The sequence below is a fragment of the Nocardioides sp. P5_C9_2 genome (assembly GCF_054049555.1).
This window is the reverse complement of the sequence record NZ_JBFUMD010000013.1, coordinates 1-19,484: the sequence shown is the minus strand read 5'-3', so window position 1 is coordinate 19,484 and position 19,484 is coordinate 1. Positions and strand designations below refer to the sequence as shown.

The following is a 19,484-nucleotide window of genomic DNA, read 5'->3' as shown; positions in this document are numbered from 1 at the left end:
GACGTGGACGGCAAGCACTGGACCTGGAACCTCACCCACATCCCGGTGATGAGCGCGACCGTGGCCCCCGTCTTCACCGAGGTGATGACGTTCGACGAGCCCACCCGGATCACGTTCGAGCACGACCCCGAGCGTCCCGACGAGCGCACCGGCGTGGAGGGGGAGTACCTCCTGCGGCCCGACGGCACCGGGACCCGCGTGGCCATCGACCTGGAGATCTGGTGCGACCTGCCGCTGCCGCGGGTCTCGCGGATCGCGGTCGAGACCGTCATGCACGGCGTGGTGGCGGCGATGGGCCGTCGCTTCGCGTCCAACATGCTGCGGCACCTGGGGGAGTGATGGCTCCCACCTCTGGCCGGGTGCTCGTCCTGGGCGCCACCGGCTACATCGGGTCACGGCTGGTGCCCGAGCTCCTCGACCGCGGCTACCTCGTCACCGCGGCGTCCTCACGCCAGCCCACCCCGGAGCGCTTCCCCTGGGGCCACCATGTCGACTGGGTGCGCTGTGACGTCACCGACGCCGACGACGTCGCCGTGGCGCTCGAGGGCGTGGACGCGGTCTGCTACCTCGTGCACTCGCTCAGCTCGCGCGGGTTCTCCGACAAGGACCGCCTCGGCGCCGAGACCGTACGCCGCGGCGTCGACGCCGCCGGCGTCTCCCGGATCGTCTACCTCTCCGGTCTCGTGCCCGAGGTGCCGCGTGCCGAGCTCTCCGAGCACATCACGTCGCGCCTCGAGGTCGAGGAGGAGCTGCTGTCCTCCTCCGCGTCGTCGGTCGCGCTGCGCGCCGGCGTCGTCATCGGGGCCGGCTCCACGTCGTTCGAGGTGATCCGCCAGATCGGCACCCTGCTCGTCCTCCAGCCGATCCCGCTGTGGCTGCGCTCGCGGGTGCAGCCGATCGCGGCCACCGACGCGGTGCGCGCGCTGGTCGAGGCGCTGGAGCCCGGCTCCACGCTCACCGGCGCCCTCGACATCGGCGGCCCCGACGTGCTGCGCTACCCGCGCCKGCTGGCGGCGTACGCGCGGGCGGCCCGGCTGCTGCGCATCCGGGTGCCGGTGGCGATGATCCCCACCCAGGTCGCGGCCACCGGCACCGCGGGGCTCGTCCAGGCCCCGTTCTGGACGGTCAACGCCCTGGTCGAGTCGTTGCACCACGACATGGTCTGTCGACCCGAGGCGACGTGGGTGCCGGCCGACGGAGGCCGCCTGCTCGGTGTCGGCGAGGCCATGCACCGCGCGGTGCGCGCCGAGGTGGGCACCGCCGAGGCGCCGCTGCCGAGCGACCCCGCCTGGACCCGTCAGCGGGCGCCGGTCCTGGACGCCCTGCGCGCGCCGCGCAGCGTGCGGGCCGGCGCCAGCCTCGCCTGGCACCGGCTCCGCCAGCTGACCGACTGACCAGCCGGGTCGTCCGGCGGACTACTCGGCGCCGATGCGGCGCAGCAGGTGGGCCAGGTCCGGGTCCCCGCCTCGGAAGCGGCGGTAGGACTCCATGGCGTCGACCGACCCGCCGGGACCGAGCAGGGTCCGGCGGAAGTGCTCACCCGCCTCGCGACCCATGCCGCCCTGCTCGCCGAACCACGCCACCGTGTCGGCGTCCATGATCTCCGACCACAGGTAGGAGTAGTACGCCGCGGAGTAGCCGCCACCGAAGATGTGGTGGAAGTACGCCGAGCGGTAGCGCGGCGGCACCGGGGCGTAGCGCACGCCCGCGCGCTCGAGGGCCGCGAGCTCGAAGGCCTCGACGTCGGCCGGGTCGGTCGGCAGCTCGTCGGCGGGCGTCTGGTGCCACGCCTGGTCGAGCAGCATCGCGCTCAGCAGCTCGGCGTACCGGTAGGTCTCCTTGCCCGACGTGCCGAGGAGCTGCTCGACCCACGCGGCCGGCATCGGCTCGCCGGTCTCGTGGTGCACGGCGTACCGGGCGAGAAGCGTGGGCTCGAAGGCCCAGATCTCGTTGACCTGGCTGGGGAACTCCACGAAGTCCCGCGGCACCGCCGTGCCGGAGCGGGACGGGAAGCGGACGTCGGACAGCAGCCCGTGCAGGTCGTGGCCGAACTCGTGGAAGAGCGTGATCACGTTGTCCCACGACAGCAGGCTCGGGGCGCCCGGGGCCGGGGGCGGGAAGTTGCACGTGTTGGTGACGACCGGGGCGTCGTCGAGCAGGTGGCTCTGGTCGACGATGCTGGTCATCCACGCGCCGCCCTGCTTGGTCGGGCGGGTGTAGGGGTCGATGACGACCACGCCGAGGTGGCCGCCGTCCTCCTCGCGCACCTCGTAGACCCGGGCCACGTCGGTGTAGCCGACGAGGTCCTTGCGCCGGTGGAAGGAGATGCCGTAGAGCGCGGTCGCGGCCGCGAAGACGCCCTCGGTGAGCACCCGGTCGAACTCCAGGTAGGGGCGCAGGGYACCCGGGTCGAGCTCGGCCTCCTCGCGGCGCAGCTGCCCGTCGGCGTAGGCCCAGTCCCAGGGCTCGAGGGTCGTGCCGGGCTCCGTGGTGTCGAGGTGTGCCTGGAGCTGCTCGCCGCGGGCGCGCACCAGTCCGTACGCCGCGGGGCCGAGCCGGCCGAGGATCTCGTTGACCGCCTCGGTGCTGCCCGCACAGCCGTCCTCGGCGGCGTACGCCGCGTGGTGCGGGTAGCCGAGCAGCAGCGCGCGCTCGTGGCGCAGGCGCGCCATGGTGAGCAGCACGCCCCGGGTGTCGGTGTCGTCGTCGCCGGTCGTGCCCAGACCGCGCTCCGCACTCGCGCGGAAGACGCGCTCGCGAGTGGGGCGGTGGGTGAGGGAACCCAGCACCGGCTGGCCGGTGGTGTTGGTGATGGTCAGCAGCCAGCCGTCGTGACCGGCGTCGTGCGCGGCCTCCCGGGCGGCGGCCTTCTGGCCCTCGTCCAGGCCGTCGAGCTCCGCCTCGTCGGTGACGTGGACGGCGGCGGCGTTGCGTCCGGCCACCAGCATCTGGTCGAAGCGGGTGGAGAGGGTCGCCAGCTCGGTGTTGAGCTCGCGCAGCCGGGACTGCTGCTCCTCGGGCAGGGCGATGCCGCCGCGCTCGAAGTCCTTGAGGCGCTCGGCGAGCAGGTGCGACTCCTGCTCGTCCAAGGTCACCTCGCCGACGTCGCGTCGAGCGGCCAGGGACGTGAGCCGGGCGTAGAGCCGCGCGTCGAGGAGGATCGCGTCGGAGTGCTGCGCCAGGCGGGGCGCCATGTCCTCCTCGATCGCGTCCCGCTCGTCGTTGGTGTCAGCGGACTTGGCCACCCAGAACGCGTTCATCGCACGGTTCAGCAGCGCGCCGGACCGCTCCCACGCCTCGAGGACGTTGGCCACGGTGGCGGGGGAGTCGTCGGTCGCGAGGGCGTCGAGCTCCGCAAGGTGCTCGGTCATGCCCTGCTCGATCGCCTCGCGGTAGTCGGCGTCGGAGAGGTGGGCATAGTCCGGCAGCGCGAACGCGAGCGTGGACGGGCTCAGGAGGGAGTTGGTCATGAGCCCATCCAAGCAAAGGACGGACGCGCGGCGTCACCCCCGCGCAGGGGAGACGCTCAGGCGCAGTTGTCGCAGACCTTGGTGGCCGGGAGCGCCATGTTGCAGGTCGGGCACGTGTCGACGGGGCGAGCCGCGGCGGAGGCCTTGCGGGCGCGGGTCCGGGCGGCGCTGACCTTCTCGGTCAGGGTCGGCACGCCGCCGTCGGCCGGCAGGTCGGGGGCCTCGAAGTACGTGTGGCAGGCCAGTCGCTCGCGGGCCGCGTGGTCGTCGGAGTCACCGATCTCCTCGCCGCGGGTGTTGAGCACGGACGAGGCGTACGCCGCTCCGATGCTGCCCTGCGCGTTGACGGCGAGGGAGGCGAGGTTGGGCTCGTTGCGCTCGGCACAGTCGGTGGCCACCCGGTGCAGGACGTCGGCCATCCAGTGCTGCATCGGCTGCCGGGTCGTGATGCCCGTGGCCTCCTGCATCTGTGCGGCGAGGTCCTTGTAGCTGATCATCGCCCGGTAGCGCTGGGCGGTCTTGACGAGGATCGGACGGGCCGCCTCGGCCCAGGCCGCACGTGTCGCCTCGGTCGGGGGACCGGTCACGTCCTCCTCCTGCTCGATCTGGTCAGCAGCGTCGAACTCGAGGTCAGTCATTCCTCGACAGTAACCCCCGGCCGTGATTCCCACCCCTTCGGGGACTCACGGGTGGTGTTCCTGGGGCACGAGGGATTCTCGTGATCGCTAGGCGAAGACCGCGGCCCAGTCGTCGGCCATGCTGACCACGGTCCAGCCGAGTCGCGCGCCGACGTCGGTGATCGGCTCCGGCTCGGTGAAGCTCTCCGCCCGGCTCTCGTAGGAGAACTCCCGGGCCGCGTCGTCGTGGTCGATGAGCAGAGCCAGCGAGGGCCCGTCGGCGGAGGCGGCCCACTCGAGCATCTCCCGGTCCCCACCGGAGTTGCCGGCGGCCACGATCGGGTGCCGTCCGAGCTGGGTCTGGATGTGGGTGACCTTGGCCGCGCCCTCGTTGACGATGCCGGCCAGCCGGTCGGCACGCGTCAGCGTCGGGCCGGACCCCCCGGTCGCCGGGACGAAGTCGTAGTCGATCAGGCTGCCGACCACGGCCTCGGGGGGTACGCCGTACAGCTCCTGGCTGATCGCACGGACGAACTCCGTGCCGCCGCCGGTGACGATGCAGACGGTGAAGTCGAGCCGCCGCAGGCTGGCGATCAGCTCGAGCATCGGCAGGTAGGTGGTGGTGCGCATCGGCCGGCCCAGGGTCGGGTGCACCGCCCCGACGAGGAACTCACGGACCCGGGTCGTGAACTCCTCCGGAGTGGCGCCCCGGAAGAGGCCGGTCAGCGCGAGTGCGATCCGCTCCAGGCCGAGCTCGCCGATGGCCGCGCGGTCGCCGGTCAGCAGGGCAGCGAACTCCGGGTTCCTCGACAGGTCGGGGTCCGCCCGCACGGCGGTCCGGAGGGCGTCGACGAAGAAGTCGAACTGGGGGTAGTTCGGCTTCTCGCACCACAGGGTCCCGTCGTTGTCGAAGCAGGCCACCCGCCGCTCGAGCGGCACGGAGGTGGCCGTGTCGAGGAACGCGAGGACGGCGTCCCGGGCCGCACCGGGGCGCCAGGACGGCAGTGGGTCGGGACTCACGGTGTGCTCGCGTGGTCGCGGCGGACGCACCGGAAGCCCTGGTGGCTGGTGCCCGTGTCGATCATCTGGGGTCGTCGCGCCGCCGGTCGGTAGCGCAGGCAGTAGGRGTCGGCGCACAGGTGGGAGCCTCCCTTGACCACCTTGCGGCCGATCCGGAACTGCGGCTGGGCGGGGTCGTAGCTGCGGTCGAGGTTCCCGCCCCGCGGGTTGCTGGGCAGGCAGCAGGGCTTGTCCACCTCGTCCGGGTGTCGCTCGGTCCACCAGTCCTGGGTCCACTCCCAGACGTTGCCGGCCATGTCGAAGAGCCCGTAGCCGTTGGCGGGGAAGCTGCCGACAGGCGCGGTGCGCAGGAACCCGCTCTCGCCGCTGCTCCGCCACGGGAAGTCCGGCCCGTCCCAGGTGTTGGCCAGGATCCTGCCGCCGGGCCTGGCCTCGTCCCCCCAGGTGAAGGTCGCGCCCTCGAGGCCGCCTCGCGCGGCGTACTCCCACTCGGCCTCGGTCGGCAATGAGGCACCGACCCAGGCGGCGTACTCCCGCGCGTCCTCGTGGGCGACGTGCACCACCGGGTGGTCCGGCAGCGTGTCGATCGAGCTCTTCGGACCCCGCGGGTGCCGCCACGACGCGCCGGGCTTCCACCGCCACCACTGGCTGAGGTGCCGCAGGTCGACCGGTCCGCGCGTGGGGGTGAAGACCATCGACCCGGGCTGCAGGCTCTCGGGGGGCGCGTCCGGGTAGTCGGCCGGGTCGGGGTCGCGCTCGGCGACGGTGACGTACCCGGTGGCCGCGACGAAGGCGGCGTACTCCGTGTTGGTCACCGCCGTCGCGTCGATCGAGAAGGCGTCGAGCCGCACCCGGTGGGTCGGCGCCTCCTCGGGGTAGTGACGGTCCGAGCCCATGGTGAACACACCGCCGGGCAGGTCGACYTGCACCWCAGCCTCTCCCGATCCCGGCCCTGAGCTTCTCCAGCACCTTGTCCACGTTGAAGCTCGCCGGCTCCTGGCGGGCCGGGAACTCCGCCAGCGTCTGGAGCATCCTCGCCACGTAGGCCTGCGCGGGGATGAACGCCCACGCGTGGTCGAGCACCCAGTCGTAGTAGGTGTTCGACGTGACGTCGGCCCTCTCATACGGGTCGGTCCTGAGGTTGAAGAGCTTGGGGAAGCGCAGCTCGGTGAACGGCTCGGCCCAGATCCGCAGGGTGCCGACCGCGCGTTGCTCCATGAAGACGAACTTCCAGTTGTCGAAGCGCAGCGCGGTCAGGTCGCCGTCGTCGGAGACGTAGAAGAAGTGCTTGCGCGGGCTCTCGTCGGTCGCCCCGGTGATGTAGTCGAGCTGGTCGTGCCCGTCGAGGTGCACCTTGTACGTCGTGCCCGCGAGGTCGGCCCCCTGCCTCAATCGCGCGGCGACGTCGGTGTCGCCCGCGGCGGCGAGGAGCGTGACGAACCAGTCGGCATGGCTGACGATCCCGGTGCGCACCGAGCCTGCCGGGACGTGCCCGGGCCAGCGCACCACGGCCGGCACCCGGTAGGCGCCCTCCCAGTTGGTGTTCTTCTCGCTGCGGAAGGGCGTCATGCCCGCGTCCGGCCAGCTGTTCATGTGCGGGCCGTTGTCGGTGGAGTACATGACGATGGTGTTGTCGGCCATGCCGTGCTCGTCGAGGTGGTCGAGCACCCGCCCGACCAGGTCGTCGTGGTCGCACATCGTGTCGTGGTACTCCGACTGCCAGCGACCGGCCCGGCCCCGGCTGCCGTCCTTCACGTGCGTGCGGAAGTGCATGTGGGTGGTGTTGAGCCAGACGAAGAACGGGGTGTCGCCGTCGTGGGCGTCGCTCATGAACCGCAGCGCCTCGGGGACGACCTCGTCGTCGTCGACGGTCTTCATCCGCTCCTTGGTGAGCGGGCCGGTGTCCTCGATGCGCTGGCTCCCGTCGGGATTCGCCCACGAGTGGATCACGCCGCGCGGGCCGAAGTTCTTGCGGAAGTCCGGGAACTCCTCCTCCGAGGGGTAGTCGTAGAGCTCCGGCTCCTCCTCGGCGTTGAGGTGGTAGAGGTTGCCGAAGAACTCGTCGAAGCCGTGCGCGGTGGGCAGGAACTCGTCCCGGTCGCCGAAGTGGTTCTTGCCGAACTGCCCGGTCGTGTAGCCGAGGGACTTCAGCGCCGTCGCGATCGTCGGGTCCTCGGCGCGGAGCCCGATGTCCGACCCGGGCATGCCGACCTTTGTCAGCCCGGTCCGGTACGGGTTCTGGCCGGTCATGAAGGCCGCGCGGCCCGCCGTGCAGCTCTGCTCGCCGTAGTAGTCGGTGAACCGGACCCCCTCCTCGGCGAGACGGTCGATGTGGGGGGTCCGGTACCCCATCACCCCGTCGCTGTAGCAGCTCAGGTTGCTGATGCCGATGTCGTCGCCCCAGATGATCAGGATGTTCGGCTTGTCGGACACGAGCTGCTCCTTCAGGTCTCGCGGCGCGTCGACCTGTCGCGCCGAGCGTCCCAGCACCGTAGGTCGGGCGCCGAGCGGGGGACCTCATCCCCTGGAGGTGAGGCGGGCCCCGTGCCGATCCGGTTGTCGGTGCCCTCCGCGACAGTGCGAGCATGAGCGAGCTCGAGACCCCCCACGACACGGCCGCGAGGCTGGCTGCCTACCGCGAGGTCGAGGACCTCGCCGAGTGGTCGGAGTGGGCACCCTTCGCCGAGGCGCTGCCCCACGCGCCACGCCTGCCCGGCGTGTACCTCTTCCGCGAGCGGGACACGCACCGGATCCGGTACGTCGGCATGGCCGGCGAGCGCGGAGGCGGCGGTCGGCCCCAGGGCCTCTACGGACGGCTGTCGGTCTACCGCACCGGCCAGGGAGCGGTGTCCGGGTTCGGCGAGGCAGCGCTCGACCGGGCCCTGGCGGACCCCGCCTGGGTGGAGGCGCGGCTGGAGCTGCTGCGCACCGGACGCGCCGAGCGGGCCAAGGTGTGGGCACGCGACGCCGTCGACCGGCTCGCTCCCGACATCAGCTGGGCCCCCTGCCACGAGCGGGCCGACGCCCGGCACCTCGAGGTCGGGGCCGAGGCGCTGCTGCGCCCCTACGGGCTCTGGAACCGGTGAGCACCGGTGCAGGGTCGGCCCGCCGGCTCAGTCCCGGGCGGTCAGGACGAGGGGGCCGTCCTCGGTGATGGCGATCGTGTGCTCCATGTGCGCGCCGCGGGATCCGTCGGCGCTGCGGAGCGTCCACCCGTCGGGGTCGGTGAAGATCTCGTCGGTCGTGTGCAGGAACCACGGCTCGATGGCGATGACCAAGCCGGGCTTCAGCGGGAAGCCCCGACCGGGCGATCCGTCGTTGGCGATGTGCGGGTCGCCGTGCATCGTCCGGCCCACGCCGTGCCCGCCGAACTGCATGTTGATGCCGAGCCCTGCCTCACGGGCCACCGTCCCGATCGCGTGGCCGATGTCACCGATCCGGTTGCCCGACTGGGCCGCGCCGATCCCGGCGTCGAGCGCCCGGCCGGTCACCTCGACCAGGCGCAGGTCCTCGGCGCGCGGCGTACCGACGACGAAGGACAGCGCCGAGTCGGCGACCCACCCGTCGACGGACACAGCGAAGTCGAGCGTGAGCAGGTCGCCGTCGGCGAGCGCGTAGTCGTGGGGGAGCCCGTGCAGCACCGCGTCGTTGACCGACGTGCAGATCACCTTGCCGAAGGGCGAGGCGCCGAACGACGGGTGGTAGTCGATATAGCACGACTCCGCGCCGCGTGCGCGGATCATGTCGTGCGCGATCGCGTCGATCTCGAGCAGGTTCGTGCCGACGTCGACGACCTCCGAGAGATGGGTGAGCACCTCGGCCACGAAACGGCCCGCGGGACGCATCTGCTCGATCTGGGAAGGACTGCGCAACTCGATCACACCGGTCAGCCTAGGCGCGACGCCACGGGGGTCGCGCAGCCCCCACGACAGCCCTGGCGTGGCCGCGGTCACGGCGCGTCGATCGCCGCGACGCCGGGGTCACGGGCGGCACCGGCTCACCGGTCGAGCGGCCAGCCGCGCTGGGCCCAGCCGGCGGTGCCGTCGGACACGTTGACCGCGTCGACGCCGTTGGCCTGGAGGTACTCGGTGATGGCGCGGCTGCGGCTGCCGCTCTGGCAGATCACGTGGACGCGGCGGTCGGTCGGGACCTCGGCCAGCCGCTGCGGGACGTCGTTCATGGCGATGTGCACGGCGCCGGGCACGTGGCCGCCGGCGTACTCCTCGGACTCGCGGACGTCGAGCACGTAGCCGCCGCCGGCGTGCTGCGCGGCGAACGTGTCGAGGTCGAGCTCGTCGGGGTGCGCCTCGGCCTCGGCGATCTGGGCGCGGATGGCGTCCATGTCGAGCTCGCGGGCCTGCTCGATGACGCCCTCGAGCGCCTGCGGAGGCAGCGCGCCAGCCTGGTTGAAGAGCAGGATCCCGTCACGGAAGAGCATCAGGGTCGGGATCGAGGTGATCCCCGCCTGGCCTGCCAGCTGCTGCTCGGCCTCGGTGTCGACCTTGGCGAAGACGACGTCGGGGTGCTTCTCCGACGCGGTCTCGAAGATCGGCCCGAACTGCTTGCACGGTCCGCACCACTCGGCCCAGAAGTCGACGAGGACGATGCCCTCGCCCACGACGGTGTCCTCGAAGGTGTCAGCGGTCAGCTCGCGGGTACTCATGCCGACCAGCGTAGGAGGTGGGTCCGCACGCGCTATGGACCCGCCCCCCAGCCGCACGTAGCGTCCGAAGATGTGGCCCCCGAGGGCCGGGAAGCAGGACTGCTCATGTCAGGACAGGAGAACATCGAGATGACCAAGAAGGCCTACGCGGCCTTCAGCGCGTCGGACGTCGAGGGTGCGAGTGCGGCGATCGACGACCAGGTCGAGTGGATCGTCGCGGGCAACAGCACGATCTCGGGCACGTACCACGGGAAGGAGGAGGTGATCGGCTTCTGGATGAAGCTGGCCGGCAAGGAGTTCGCCACCCGCCCGCAGTACTTCCTCGGCGACGACGAGCGGGTCGTGGTGCTGACCTCGGTCACCGTCGGTGGCGAGACGTCGGACCAGGCCGACGTGCTGACCTTCCGCGACGGGAAGGTCGTCAARTTCCAGTCCGCCGGTGACACGGCGATGCAGGAACGCGTCTGGGGCACGAAGTAGCGGCGCACCCAGTGCACCCCTGACCCCCGCCGCCCCGCGTCGGGGGTCAGTCCCGCCGTGGCCGTGGGTCGGAGGGCAGCAGGCTCCACAGCTGCGTGTCCGCCCGGACGCCCGGCTTCCACCACTCCGACCTCAGCACGCCCTCGAGCCGGTAGCCGCACCTCTCGGCGACCACCTGTGACGCCGGGTTGGCGACCGCAATGTGCAGGACGATGCGCTCGGCTCCCAGCTCCAGGGCCCGGTCGGTGAGCAGGGCCAGCGCCCGCGTCGCGACGCCGCGACGGCGGGCCCCGGGGGACACCATGTAGCCGATCTCCACCGTCGCCGACTGCCGCTCGATGATCGGCAGCATGCCGGCACCGAGGAACCGGCCGGCGTCGTCCACGAAGGCGTACCCCTCGCGCTCACCGGTCTCGCGGCCGTCGACGTACCGCTGGACCCACGTGCTCGCGAAGTCCTCGGGTGGCGGCTCCGGGATGCGCGTGAACCGCACCGACTCGGGGTCCGCGGTCAGCTCGGCCATGCCTGGCAGGTGCTCGTGGGTGAGGGGGACGAGGCGGAGGCCGCCGGTCGGCTCGGGCATGGCGCGACCCTAGCGAGGAAGGGCGAGCAGATCGACGTGGTGCAGGGTCACCGAGAGGGCACCAGCCGCCAGCTGCACGCGACGGCGCCGGGTCCAGGACGCGGCCGCCTCGCGCAGGCCGGGGTCCTGCTCGACGGCGGCCCCGACCCATCCGGCCAGCCACTCCGCCGCCAGCGCCGCACTCGCGGGCCCGAGACGCCACGCGCTCGGACGCGTCGTGACCTGGAGTCCCGCGCCCTGGAAGGCCTCGACCGCGTGGGCCGCGGCGTCCGGTCCGAGCAGGCGCCCGCCCGGGGTGTCGCGCCGCTGGTGGTCGTTGAACGCGGCCGCGACCCGGGCGTCGAGCGGGTCACCAGGGGCCAGCTCCACGCGGCCGACCACGCTCAGCGTGACCAGCACCGGGCACGCCGGCCGGACGCAGGTGGCGACGAACCGCGCCAGCTCGTCCGCGGTGAACATGTCGAGCAGTGCGGAGGCGGTGACGAGCGACGCGTCGGCCAGGTCCTCGGGGTACAGGCGGGTGATGTCCCCCAGCCGGGTCTCGACCGTGACGGCCTCGCCCGCCGAGGACCGGGGCGGCGGCAGGTCCTCCGCGATCGCGAGCAGGTCGGGGTCACGGTCGTGCAGCACCCACCGCTGCCCGGCGGCCAACCGGGGGGCCAGCCACCTCGCCGTGGAGCCGGTGCCGCTCCCGAGGTCGTGCACCACGAGACGATCGGGGGACGGGCCGGCGGGGGACCGGCCGTCGTGGGATGTGGAGGCCGTGACGCGGGTGGTCAGGCGACCGCGCAGGACCTCGACGAGCTCCTCGGACCGGGCGTGCGCGTCCACCGGCTCGCGCAGGGCCAGCCAGGCCGACCCGGCCCGGACGGGTTCCGTCCCCATCGCACCTCCCCACCTGCCGTGCGCCGCGACCCGATGGGGCGGACGCCGGTGAACCGATCTGCGCCACCGTGCGTCCACCACGGTAGACGCCGATGCGGGAGGGCCCGGTGATCGCAGCACGCAACGCTCTGACGGCCGGTGTCGCGGCCCTGGTCGTCCTGCTCACMCTGCTGGCCGCCGTTGCGGGGCTGGGTCCCGGGGGCGCGCTCGTCGGCCTCGCCTGCGGGCTGGTGCTGGGTGTCGCGGCCGCACGGGCCGCCACCCGCGAGCACGTGGACGTGCTGGGACCGGCCGACCTGGTCACCGTGACCCGGGCGACCTTCGCCTGCTGCGTGGCGGCGCTCGTGGCCGACGCGTGGGACGGCGAGGCGGCCGGACGGCTCCTCGTGGCGCTCGCCACCGTCGCCCTGGTGCTGGACGCGGTGGACGGACAGGTGGCGAGACGGACCGGCACGGTCTCCCGGTTCGGCGGTCGCCTCGACGGCGAGGCCGACGCCTTCCTGATGCTCGTGCTGAGCGTGTACGTCGCCCCGTCGGCGGGCGCCTGGGTGCTCGCGATGGGCGCGGCCCGCTACCTGTTCGCGGTGGCGGGCTGGTGGCTGYCCTGGATGCGGGCCCCGCTGCCCGTGCGCTACTGGCGCAAGGTCGTGACCGCGACCGCCGGGATCGTCCTCACCTTCGCCGCCTCCGACGTGGGGCCGGCGTGGCTGACGGATGCCGGCCTGCTCCTCGGCTTGCTCCTGCTGGCCGAGTCCTTCGGCCGGGACGTCTGGTGGCTGTGGYGGCGACGGCCGGCCGCGGCTCCGGAGACCGGGAGGACGGAGACCGGGAGGAGGGCGTACGACGACGCCCTGCGCCGCGCGCGCACGGCGGCGTACGCTCCCGGCGAGTTCGTCGGCCAGGAGAGCTTCATGTCGGGTCGCGAGATCCTGTCGGTGGCCAGGACGGCAGGGGTGCGACCGGGCGTCACGGTGCTCGACCTGTGCTGCGGCGTTGCGGGGCCCGGCCGGCTCATCACGGCCGAGCTGGGCTGCCGCTACCTCGGCATCGACCGGCAGGCCGACGCCATCGAGCTGGCCCGCGCCCGCGGGACCGACCTGGGCTGCCTGTTCGAGGTGGGCGAGGTGGGCGAGGTGCCGCCCGTGCGCCGCGGTGGCTTCGAGGTGGTGCTCCTGCTGGAGACGGTCCTCGCCTTCCCCGACAAGCGGGCCCTGCTCGAGGAGGTCTCGGCGGCCCTGGTGCCCGGCGGGCGGCTCGCGCTCACGGTGGAGGAGGGGCGACCGCTGACCCCGCGGGAGCGGCGGGACATGCCCGGCGGCGACACCGTCTGGCCGATCCCGCTCGACGAGCTGGTGTCGACGCTCGCCGCCGTCGGGCTGGAGGTGCGCTGGATGCGTGAGTGCACCCGCGCGCACCGGCTCGTGGCCGACGCCCTCGTCGACGCCTTCGAGGCCGACCGGTCGGCGATCTCGGCCGAGATCGGCGAGGGCGTCATCGACGGGCTGCTCGCGTCGCACCGGTTGTGGAGCGCCTGGATGGYGGGCGGGCGGGTGCGCAAGTTCGCGGTCGTCGCGCAACGCGTCGACGGCGGGGCCACGGCGTGCTGAACCGGACGGCCCCCCGGTCCGTTCCCCCGGACAGGACCTCCTCGATCGGAACGGTGATCGTCATGCGATACGTGGCAGCAGCGGCAGTGCTCGTCTCGGCGGCCGTCCACCTCTACCTGTGGTCGGACGGGATGCGGGACGCCGACGTCGTCGGCCCCGCCTTCCTGCTCAACGCCGTCGGTGGCGCCGCCATCGCCGTGCTGCTGGTCGTGTGGCGGCACTGGGTGCCGGCGTTCCTGGCGGTCGGCTTCGGCCTGTCGACGTTGACGGCCTTCCTCCTCGCGGCCACGGTCGGCCTGTTCGGGGTCGAGGAGGGCTGGACCGGGTGGGCGGTGTGGACGGCAGCCGTGGCCGAGGTGGTCGCCGTGGTGGCCGGCTCCCGGCTCCTGCTCGCGGACAATCCGCTGCGCTCAGGCGCGTAGCCGCAGCACCACGAGGCCGGTGGTGGTGCGCACCTCCACCGACCGGATCTCGTCGCGGGCGACCGAGGTGGCGGCCGGCACCTGCATGGTGGTGCCGCTGATCGACCGCCAGCTGCCGACCTGCTCGGTGCGGCCGTCGCGGGTCCGGACGAAGAGCAGGTAGTCGACCTCGGGGGGCAGGGCGTACTCCACCGAGCTCGGCTCGTAGGAGCAGGTGAGCAGCAACCGGGTGCCCCACGCGACCTGCTCGAGGCCCAGCGTCGCCTCGACGGGCACGTCCCCGCGCGGCACCATCGGGAGGGTCTCGACACTGCCCGGTGAGGAGCTGGACCCGGCGCTGGGAGTGGTCGGGGGAGCGTCATCGTCGGTCAGGCTCGCCACCACCGGGAAGCTGAGGGCCGCCACCGTGGCGGCCGCCGCGGCCAGTCCGGCCATCGTGTAGGCGCGCCGCCGCCTGCCCCGACCGATCTCACGCGTGAGGGCCGGCAGCAGGGTGGCCGGCAGCGGCGGGTCGGCGGCGGGGTGCTCCAGCACGCGGGCGTCGACCCGGTCCAGCAACCCGGGGAGACCGGCGAGGTCGCGGACCGACCGGCCGCACTCGTCGCAGGTCGCGAGGTGCTTCTCGAACTCGAGTCGCTCGCCCGGGCTCAGGGCGCCGAGCACGTAGGCGCCGTCGTCGTGGGCGAAGGGGCAGCTCATGCGCTCACCCCCAGCTCCTCGAGCGCGAGCTTCAGGGCCCGGAGCGCGTAGTGGGTGCGGGACTTCACGGTGCCCTCGGGGATCCCGAGGCGCCGGGCGACCTCGGCGACCGGACGGCCGCCGTAGTAGCACTCGAGCAGGACGGTGCGGTGGTCCGGCGAGAGGTGCGTGAGCGCATCGGCCACCACCCAGGACAGGAGCAGCTGGTCACTCGCGTCGTCCTCCTCCGAGCGCCGCTGCTCGGGGACCTCCGCCACCGGGGTCTCGGGGTGCGAGCGGCGGCTGCGCCAGTCGTCGATCACGATGTTGCGGGCGACGGTGAAGAGCCAGGAGCGGACGGCCGGCGGGGGGCCCTCGAGGACCGAGGGGTGACGCCACGCACGCAGCAGGGTCTCCTGCGCGACGTCCTCGGCGTGGACCCGGTCGTTGCCCACCAGGCTCAGGCAGAAGCGCCAGAGCACGTCGGCGTGCTCGTCGTGCACCCGCTGCATCAGCGCGACCTCGTCCCTGGACACCTCACCCTCCTGCTCACCCCTCTGGCGTGGAAGACGCGCGGAGAGCGGCCGTGGTTCAACGGGCGCTCGCGGTCCTGTCCCCAGTCTGACTGCCAGTCTGACCGCCGGGGCCGTACGCCGCGAGGAACCGATCGCGGAAGAGGTCCATCCGCCACACCGGCGCGTCCGTGGCCGGGCGCAGCCCGTCGTCCCACCCCCACCCGGAGATCCGGTCCGTGACGGCCGGGTCGCGGGCGATGACCGACACCGGGACGTCGTGGCCGGGGTCCTCGCCGGACACGATCGTCGCCGGCTGGTGGTCGCCGAGCATCACCACGACGAGGTCGCGGTCGCCGTACGACGAGAGGAACGAGACCACCGACGCGAGCGAGTACTCGATGGAGTCCCCGTACGCCGCCCGCACGCGGGTCGGTGAGGGCCAGATGTCGGTCTCCGAGTCCAGGGTCTCCGGCATCCCGTCGTACGCCGACCCGTCGCCGACCGCGTGCTGGGGCAGCATCCGCGGTACGCGCGACCAGGGGGCGTGGCTGGTGATGAGGTCGATCTCCGCCATCACCGGGGCACGGTCCCGCGGCGAGAGCTCGAGACGGTGGAAGGCGTCGAGGGTGTACTGGTCGGGCATCGTCGGGTAGCCGAACCTCGGCCCCCGGTAGCCGACGTTGCGGGAGTCGTAGACGTGGTCGAAGCCGTAGAAGGCGCCCTGGGGCCAGTCGCGGTTGTTGGCCGGCACGTCCGCGACCGTGCGCCACCCGGCGCGTCCGAACAGCTGGGTCAGGGTGAGGCGGGGGGTGGTGACCAGGTGGTCGTAGCGCTGCTGGCTGTCGACCCACAGGCCGGACTGCAGCGTCGAGTGCGCCAGCCAGCTGATCGCGCCGAACGTGGGGGAGGTGAGGAAGGCGCTGCGAGCGGTGAAGCCCTCGCGTCGCAGCTGTCGGGTCCCGGAGTCCAGGACCCGGTCGACACCCGCGGAGAAGCTGGAGCCCTCGACGGCGACCCGGCCGTAGCTCTCGACGAACACGATGAGCACGTCCTTGCCGCGCAACTCCGTGAGCAGGTCGTCGGCCGGCACGTCGCGCATCGGGTCCGCCGACGCCGCCCGGGCGAACTCGCGCTGGTCACGCAGCTGGGACGGGACGCGGGCGACCTGGGCGGCCACGTAGCCGGCCGTCGCCTCGGACGCCACGAGACCCGGGCCGACGCGCACGTCCAGCAGGCTGAGCGCGAGCCAGAGGCCGGTGAGTCCGGCCACGAGCCGGGCCGTGCCTGCCCGGTGCCGGACAGCGACGCGCGTGACGCGGAGGACAGCCCACGGCACCAGCACGAGCACGGCGACGAGGACCGTCCCGGCCAGGAGCAGCAGACCGTTGCCGAGGGCGCCCTCCGCGGAGCCGCGGACCGTCTCCACCAGCGAGCCGGCATACCGCCAGTCGATCAGCGGGTCGAACGGGCGGTTGAGCGCCTGCAGGAACCCGACGTCGAGGAGCTTGAAGACCGTGGCCACGGCCAGCAGCAGACCGGCCACGACGGCGAGGGCGCGGCGTACCAGGCCGAGCCGCGACGGCAGGACCAGCACGAGCGCCAGGTAGGCGAGCAGCTCGACGGGCAGCCGGACGAAGGCCTCGGGCACCATCGCCTCGAGCCGGTTCGGCACCGCGAGCGCGAGCACCACGAGGACGGCCGCCAGCGTGGTGAGCACTGTCGCGAGGATCGCCGACCGGCGCGTCGCGGCGGGGCGTTGAACCACGGGCACGGTCCCTCCGTTCACGTAGTCAGGAGCTCGCCCGAGTCCGGGGCTCGCAGGAGTCAGGAAGCGTCAGGAGGGTGAACGTGGGCGAGGGTCCTCCGGTTCACGCCGGCGAGGACGGCAAAGGCGGCACAGGTGGCGTCGGCAGGCTGGCAGGAGTGGCAGAGGTGGGCACGAGGCAACGCGAGGCACGGGCGTTCTGGCTCAGCGAGCCCGGGACGGGCGAGATCCGGCGCGCGCCGCTCAAGGAGCCAGGCGCGCACGACGTCGTCGTACGGACGCTGCGCAGCGCGGTGAGCCGGGGGACCGAGACGCTCGTCTTCGGCGGGCACGTGCCGCCGAGCCAGTACGCCGTCATGCGGGCCCCCTTCCAGGACGGGGACTTCCCGGGCCCGGTCAAGTACGGCTACCTCAACGTCGGCCTGGTCGAGACGGGCCCGGCGCGGCTCCGCGGTCGCACGGTCTTCTGCCTGCACCCGCACCAGACGGCCTACGTGGTCCCCGCGTCCGCGGTCACCGTCGTGCCCGACGAGGTGCCGGTGGCGCGCGCGGTGCTGGCGGGCATCGTGGAGACGGCCGTCAACGCCCTGTGGGACGCCCCGCCCCTGGTCGGCGACCGGGTGGCCGTCGTCGGGGCGGGCCTGTTGGGGTGCTGCGTGGCCCGGCTGGTCTCCCGCATCCCCGGCACCTCGGTGACGCTCGTCGACGTCGACCCGGGGCGAGCCGCGGTGGCGGCTGCGTGGGGGATGGGCTTCGCGGCCCCTGACGGGGCCGAGAGCGGCTGCGACCTGGTGCTCCACACCAGCGCCACCTCCGCGGGGCTGCAGCGCTCGCTCGAGCTGTTGGCGCCGGAGGGCACCGTCCTGGAGCTCAGCTGGTACGGCGACGCCACCACCACGCTCTCGCTCGGCGGCAGCTTCCACTCGGGGCGGCTGAGCCTGCGGGCCAGCCAGGTGGGCCGGGTGGCGCCGGCGCGGCGTGATCGCCGGACGACGGCGCAGCGCCTGGCGCTCGCCCTGGACCTGCTCCGGGACGACGGGTTCGACCAGCTGCTCACGGGTGAGTCACCGTTCCGCGCGCTGCCGGACGTGATGCCGCGGCTCGCCTCGCGCGAGCTGCCCGCGCTGTGCCATGCGGTGACGTACGACGACGAGGACGCGTCGTGTTCGGCGTGACGGTCCGCGACCACATGATGGTGGCGCACAGCTTCCGCGGGGAGGTCTTCGGGCCGGCCCAGCGGCTGCACGGAGCGACCTTCGTGGTGGACGCGACGTTCCGCGGGGAGGTCCTCGACGACGACGGGGTCCTCGTCGACATCGGTCGCGCGGCCGCGGCGCTGAAGGCGGTCGTGGGTGAGCTGACCTACCGCAGCCTCGACGACGAGCCGGTGTTCGAGGGGACCAACACCACCACCGAGGTGCTGGCCCGGCACATCGCCGACCGGCTGGCCGAGGCAGTCCGGGGCGGCGACCTCGGYGACGCCGACCAGGTCGGGTCGATCCTCGTGACCCTGCACGAGTCCCACGTCGCGTGGGCCAGCTTCGAGCGGGCGCTGTGACCGGGCGGCGGGTGGACGTCCTGGTGCCGCAGGGGATCCACGATCCCCAGCGGCCGAGCGGAGGCAACACGTACGACCGCCGGCTGGCCGGTGAGCTGCACCACACCGGGTGGGCGGCCCGCACGGTCGAGGTGGACGGGGGCTGGCCGTGGTCGAGCGCGACCGGCCGCGAGGGGCTGGCGCACGCCCTGGCCGCGGTGCCGGACGCCTCGGTCGTCCTGGTCGACGGTCTGCTCGCCTCGCGACTGCCGGAGGTGGTCGTGCCGGCGTCGCACCGGCTGCGCGTCGTGCTGGTGGTGCACCTGCCCGTGGGCGTCGACGACGACACCGTGACGGCACGCCAGGCCGAGCGGGAGGTCCTGCGGGCAGCGGCGGCGGTCGTCGTACCGAGCGCGTGGTGCCGGGACTGGTTGCTCGCGGCGTACGGCCTCGATCCTGCGTGCGTGCACGTGGCGCATCCGGGGGTCGACGAGGCGGTCCCGGCACGGGGGACCCTCCACGGCGGCTCCCTGCTGTGCGTCGGCACGGTGGCACCCGGCAAGGGGCACGACGTGCTGCTGGCCGCGCTGGCGGAGGTCGCCGACCTCTCGTGGCGGTGTGTGAGCGTGGGGCCGGCGTTGGTGGCCCCCGACTACGTCGCCCGGCTGCGGGGGAGCGCGGGCGACCTCGGGCTCGCCGACCGGTTCCTGATCGTCGGCCCGAGGAGGGGAGCGGAGCTCGACGCGGCGTACGACGGTGCCGACGTGCTCGCCCTGGCCAGTCGGGCGGAGACCTACGGGATGGTCGTCACCGAGGCCCTGGCCCACGGCCTCCCCGTCATCGCCACCGACGTCGGTGGTGTGCCCGAGGCGCTCGGTGCGGCGACCGCCGGCATGCGCGCGGGCGTCCTCGTGCCCCCCGGAGACGCCGCCGCCCTCGCCGCCGTCCTCCGGCGCTGGCTCGCGGACGCCAGCCTGCGCCAGTCCCTGCGAGCGGCCGCCCGACGTCGCCGCGCGGACCTGACGCCCTGGTCGACCACCGCCGGCGAGGTCGCCCGGGTGCTGCGGGAGGTGGCCGCATGACGTCGCCGTCCTGGTCCCGCACCCCCTGGCGCTGGTTGGTCGGGCTGGGGATCCTCGCGCTTGTCGTCGCGCGCACCGGCGGCGGCCCCGTGCTGGCCGGGATCCGAGCCCTCGACGTCGAGGTGCTGGCTCTGGGCGCGGGCATCGCGGTGATCACCAC

The 19,484-nt window shown here is 73.2% G+C and carries 20 protein-coding genes and 1 pseudogene; 9 read left to right on the top strand and 12 right to left on the bottom strand.

Annotated features, from left to right (window positions below):
- The coding region (locus tag ACXJKL_RS01570) for a hypothetical protein (protein WP_457205289.1) at window positions 1-339 on the top strand (339 nt) is incomplete at its 5' end.
- The gene (locus tag ACXJKL_RS01565) at window positions 339-1,394 is read left to right on the top strand and encodes an NAD(P)H-binding protein (RefSeq protein WP_457205288.1); all 1,056 of its coding nucleotides are present in this window, start codon (window positions 339-341) and stop codon (window positions 1,392-1,394) included. The genes ACXJKL_RS01570 and ACXJKL_RS01565, both read left to right, overlap by 1 nt.
- A 21-nt stretch (window positions 1,395-1,415) precedes the next feature.
- Here ACXJKL_RS01565 and ACXJKL_RS01560 read toward each other — a convergent pair whose 3' ends face one another.
- From ACXJKL_RS01560 to ACXJKL_RS01540, 5 genes and pseudogenes are all read right to left on the bottom strand, one after another.
- Window positions 1,416-3,470: a M3 family metallopeptidase gene (locus ACXJKL_RS01560; protein ID WP_457205287.1), complete on the bottom strand. Its 2,055-nt coding sequence runs from the start codon at window positions 3,468-3,470 to the stop codon at window positions 1,416-1,418.
- Window positions 3,471-3,526: 56 nt separating this feature from the next.
- On the bottom strand, window positions 3,527-4,108 hold the full coding sequence (locus ACXJKL_RS01555) for a hypothetical protein (RefSeq protein WP_457205286.1): 582 nt from the start codon (window positions 4,106-4,108) through the stop codon (window positions 3,527-3,529).
- A gap of 87 nt (window positions 4,109-4,195) precedes the next feature.
- Window positions 4,196-5,008 (bottom strand): HAD family hydrolase, encoded by an 813-nt coding sequence (locus tag ACXJKL_RS01550; protein WP_457205291.1) that lies wholly within the window; start codon window positions 5,006-5,008, stop codon window positions 4,196-4,198.
- Window positions 5,009-5,103: 95 nt separating this feature from the next.
- Window positions 5,104-6,003, bottom strand: coding sequence for a formylglycine-generating enzyme family protein (locus ACXJKL_RS01545; RefSeq protein ID WP_457205290.1), 900 nt, complete (start codon window positions 6,001-6,003; stop codon window positions 5,104-5,106).
- Window positions 6,004-6,532: 529 nt separating this feature from the next.
- A pseudogene (locus ACXJKL_RS01540) lies at window positions 6,533-7,540 on the bottom strand (sulfatase-like hydrolase/transferase); the annotation flags it as partial.
- Between the two features lie 152 nt (window positions 7,541-7,692).
- Here ACXJKL_RS01540 and ACXJKL_RS01535 point away from each other — a divergent pair.
- On the top strand, window positions 7,693-8,193 hold the full coding sequence (locus tag ACXJKL_RS01535; protein ID WP_457205285.1) for a hypothetical protein: 501 nt from the start codon (window positions 7,693-7,695) through the stop codon (window positions 8,191-8,193).
- A 27-nt stretch (window positions 8,194-8,220) separates the two neighbouring features.
- Here ACXJKL_RS01535 and map read toward each other — a convergent pair whose 3' ends face one another.
- The gene (gene map / locus ACXJKL_RS01530) at window positions 8,221-8,988 is read right to left on the bottom strand and encodes a type I methionyl aminopeptidase (protein WP_457205284.1); all 768 of its coding nucleotides are present in this window, start codon (window positions 8,986-8,988) and stop codon (window positions 8,221-8,223) included.
- A gap of 116 nt (window positions 8,989-9,104) precedes the next feature.
- Window positions 9,105-9,770, bottom strand: coding sequence for a thioredoxin (gene trxA / locus ACXJKL_RS01525; protein WP_457205283.1), 666 nt, complete (start codon window positions 9,768-9,770; stop codon window positions 9,105-9,107).
- A 105-nt stretch (window positions 9,771-9,875) separates the two neighbouring features.
- On the opposite strand from trxA, the gene ACXJKL_RS01520 reads away from it, so the two are divergent.
- Window positions 9,876-10,250 carry a nuclear transport factor 2 family protein gene (locus tag ACXJKL_RS01520; protein WP_457205282.1) on the top strand — a complete coding sequence of 125 codons (375 nt, stop codon included), beginning with the start codon at window positions 9,876-9,878 and terminating at the stop codon, window positions 10,248-10,250.
- A 46-nt stretch (window positions 10,251-10,296) separates the two neighbouring features.
- Here the strand turns inward: ACXJKL_RS01520 and ACXJKL_RS01515 are convergent, their stop codons facing one another.
- Both ACXJKL_RS01515 and ACXJKL_RS01510 read right to left on the bottom strand, forming a co-directional pair.
- Entirely contained in the window at window positions 10,297-10,833 is a 537-nt protein-coding gene (locus ACXJKL_RS01515) for a GNAT family N-acetyltransferase (RefSeq protein WP_457205281.1), read from the bottom strand.
- Window positions 10,834-10,842: 9 nt separating this feature from the next.
- Window positions 10,843-11,718, bottom strand: a complete 876-nt coding sequence (locus ACXJKL_RS01510) for a class I SAM-dependent methyltransferase (RefSeq protein WP_457205280.1) — start codon at window positions 11,716-11,718, stop codon at window positions 10,843-10,845.
- Window positions 11,719-11,825: 107 nt separating this feature from the next.
- On the opposite strand from ACXJKL_RS01510, the gene ACXJKL_RS01505 reads away from it, so the two are divergent.
- Both ACXJKL_RS01505 and ACXJKL_RS01500 read left to right on the top strand, forming a co-directional pair.
- Window positions 11,826-13,325 (top strand): CDP-alcohol phosphatidyltransferase family protein, encoded by a 1,500-nt coding sequence (locus tag ACXJKL_RS01505; RefSeq protein WP_457205279.1) that lies wholly within the window; start codon window positions 11,826-11,828, stop codon window positions 13,323-13,325.
- A 62-nt stretch (window positions 13,326-13,387) separates the two neighbouring features.
- Window positions 13,388-13,747 carry a hypothetical protein gene (locus tag ACXJKL_RS01500; RefSeq protein ID WP_457205278.1) on the top strand — a complete coding sequence of 120 codons (360 nt, stop codon included), beginning with the start codon at window positions 13,388-13,390 and terminating at the stop codon, window positions 13,745-13,747.
- Here the strand turns inward: ACXJKL_RS01500 and ACXJKL_RS01495 are convergent.
- Genes ACXJKL_RS01495 through ACXJKL_RS01485 form a run of 3 tightly spaced genes read right to left on the bottom strand, consistent with a single transcriptional unit; the run spans window position 13,736 to window position 16,657 of the window.
- Window positions 13,736-14,446, bottom strand: a complete 711-nt coding sequence (locus ACXJKL_RS01495) for an anti-sigma factor family protein (RefSeq protein WP_457205277.1) — start codon at window positions 14,444-14,446, stop codon at window positions 13,736-13,738. The two genes, ACXJKL_RS01500 and ACXJKL_RS01495, sit on opposite strands and share 12 nt — an antisense overlap.
- Window positions 14,443-14,961, bottom strand: coding sequence for a sigma-70 family RNA polymerase sigma factor (locus tag ACXJKL_RS01490; protein WP_457205276.1), 519 nt, complete (start codon window positions 14,959-14,961; stop codon window positions 14,443-14,445). The genes ACXJKL_RS01495 and ACXJKL_RS01490 overlap by 4 nt, the downstream gene beginning before the upstream one ends.
- Before the next feature lie 55 nt (window positions 14,962-15,016).
- A complete protein-coding gene (locus tag ACXJKL_RS01485; RefSeq protein ID WP_457205275.1) occupies window positions 15,017-16,657 on the bottom strand; it encodes a sulfatase-like hydrolase/transferase in 1,641 nt (546 codons plus the stop codon).
- 215 nt (window positions 16,658-16,872) lie between these two features.
- Between ACXJKL_RS01485 and ACXJKL_RS01480 the strand changes: the two genes are divergently transcribed.
- The 3 genes from ACXJKL_RS01480 to ACXJKL_RS01470 are packed head-to-tail and all read left to right on the top strand — an operon-like array spanning window position 16,873 to window position 19,324.
- Window positions 16,873-17,880 carry a zinc-dependent alcohol dehydrogenase gene (locus ACXJKL_RS01480; RefSeq protein WP_457205274.1) on the top strand — a complete coding sequence of 336 codons (1,008 nt, stop codon included), beginning with the start codon at window positions 16,873-16,875 and terminating at the stop codon, window positions 17,878-17,880.
- Window positions 17,868-18,263 (top strand): 6-pyruvoyl trahydropterin synthase family protein, encoded by a 396-nt coding sequence (locus ACXJKL_RS01475; protein WP_457205273.1) that lies wholly within the window; start codon window positions 17,868-17,870, stop codon window positions 18,261-18,263. Before ACXJKL_RS01480 ends, ACXJKL_RS01475 begins: the two co-directional genes overlap by 13 nt.
- On the top strand, window positions 18,260-19,324 hold the full coding sequence (locus tag ACXJKL_RS01470) for a glycosyltransferase family 4 protein (RefSeq protein WP_457205272.1): 1,065 nt from the start codon (window positions 18,260-18,262) through the stop codon (window positions 19,322-19,324). The genes ACXJKL_RS01475 and ACXJKL_RS01470 overlap by 4 nt, the downstream gene beginning before the upstream one ends.
- Window positions 19,325-19,484: the final 160 nt, after the last annotated feature.